This window comes from Thermoanaerobacter sp. A7A (assembly GCF_000445185.1).
Classification (GTDB): domain Bacteria; phylum Bacillota; class Thermoanaerobacteria; order Thermoanaerobacterales; family Thermoanaerobacteraceae; genus Thermoanaerobacter.
The window spans coordinates 1-1861 of record NZ_AVAF01000071.1 but is presented as its reverse complement, the minus strand read 5'-3'; the positions used below and the strand labels follow the sequence as shown (position 1 = coordinate 1861).

Below are 1861 nucleotides of genomic sequence, written 5' to 3'. Positions count from 1 at the left end.
TTCTACGGGGGTATCAAGAATGACAGTAATATTTGTAGGAAAAGACAATCAAATTACAATAAAAGCTCCAAAAAATGTTGAAAAACTCGCGAAAGAGTTGGATATAAATTTAGAATCACATGTCTTTATAAAAAATGGAGAAATAGTTACTCCAGATGAAATTCTTCAAGATGATGATGTAGTAGAGATAATATCGGTAGTTTCTGGAGGTTAGTAGAAGGAGGCTTTACCAATTGAAGTGCATAAGATGTAAGAAAAAAGCAGTTATCACTCTAAAAAGGCATAATGCAGCCTTCTGTGCTGAGTGTTTTTTACATTATTATAGAAACCAAGTCTTAAAAAACATTCAAAAAAATAAAATGTTTAAAAAAGACGATAGAGTTTTAGTGGTAGTATCTGGCGGCAAAGATAGTATGGCTCTGTGGGACGTTCTAGCCAAGGAAGGTTATAACGTTGTCGCAATGTATATAAACCTTGGAATTGGAGAGTATTCAAACAGGTCTCAAGAGGTGGTTGAAAATTTTGCAAAGAAAAATAATCTTCCACTCATTGTAAAAAATATTAAAGAAGAATTCGGGCTTGATATATACAAGCTTTCAAAGACTTTAAAACGAAGCCCCTGTTCCGTATGTGGAACAATTAAAAGATACTTGTTTAACAAAGTAGCTTACGACAATGGATTTTCAGTTATTGCAACAGGTCATAATTTAGATGACGAAGCAGCAACACTTTTAGGCAATATTTTGAATTGGGGAGAAAGCTATCTTGCAAGACAGGGACCAGTTTTACCTCAAACTCATCCGAAACTTATAAAAAAAGTAAAGCCTCTTTATACTTTAACAGAAAAAGAAAACATGTATTACGTACTTTTAAACAAAATTGAATTTTTACATGAAGAGTGTCCTTATTCAGTTGGAGCTCGTTCAATTCTTTATAAAGAATTGCTAAATGAACTGGAAGAAAAAAGTCCTGGCACAAAACAGCGTTTTTTGATTGGCTTCCTTGAAAAGGGCAAAAAACATTTTAAAGAGGTAGAAAATATTGAATTGAAGGAATGCAAAACTTGTGGCCATGTCACAACAACGGAAGAATGTTCTTTTTGCAGACTTACAAAAGTTTCTAATACCGTTAGCTAGTGTAGAGATTGTACCTAAGGCTGGTAGTATAAAAAATTTTTAAAACCAGCCTTTTTCTTACACAAAAGTCAACATTTAAAATTACAAACAAAGTAAGGAGAGTGAAAAATGCATGAATCTTTTTGATGTAATGCTTAAAAATTATTTTGATGAAAAGATGCTTGACAAGCTTTCAAGAGTAAAAATTCTTCTCATTGGCTGTGGTGGACTTGGTTCAAATGTTGCAGTAATGCTTATAAGAAGTGGTATTAAAAACCTCACAATAGTCGATTTTGATGAGGTAGACATCTTAAATCTCAACCGACAAAATTACTTTTTACACCAGGTAGGAGAAAAAAAGGTATTAGCCCTTAAAGATACTCTCTTTAAAATCAACCCCCACGCAAACATAGCAGCCAAAAATATAAAAATTGATGAGTCAAATTTAGATGAGTTAATCCCTCAACATGATATAGTTGTGGAAGCTGTTGACAATGAATTTACCAAAACGCTGATTTTTAAAAAAGCCCAAAAACATAATAAAAAAGTGGTTTTGGCTTCAGGTGTCGCAGGATTTGGTGATTGCGAAAATATTAAAATAAAACGGGGTAAAAACTTTTCAATTGTGGGGGATTTTGTTACATCGATTAATGAAAAGAAACCTTTGGCACCCAAAGTCATGGCAGTCGCCGCAATACAAGCAGATGAAGTATTAAGGATGATAAATGAGCTGGAGTAAAAATGAT

At 33.2% G+C, this 1861-nt stretch carries 3 protein-coding genes; all 3 read left to right on the top strand.

From position 1 onward, the window contains the following. Nucleotides 1–214, top strand: a 214-nt coding sequence (locus M663_RS0104415) for a MoaD/ThiS family protein (protein ID WP_273702628.1), incomplete at its 5' end; no start/stop codon positions are given. Nucleotides 215–233: 19 nt separating this feature from the next. Next, nucleotides 234–1136, top strand: coding sequence for an ATP-binding protein (locus M663_RS0104410; RefSeq protein ID WP_029688069.1), 903 nt, complete (start codon nucleotides 234–236; stop codon nucleotides 1134–1136). A 112-nt stretch (nucleotides 1137–1248) separates the two neighbouring features. Continuing rightward, entirely contained in the window at nucleotides 1249–1854 is a 606-nt protein-coding gene (gene thiF / locus M663_RS0104405) for a sulfur carrier protein ThiS adenylyltransferase ThiF (RefSeq protein WP_004398828.1), read from the top strand. Nucleotides 1855–1861: the final 7 nt, after the last annotated feature.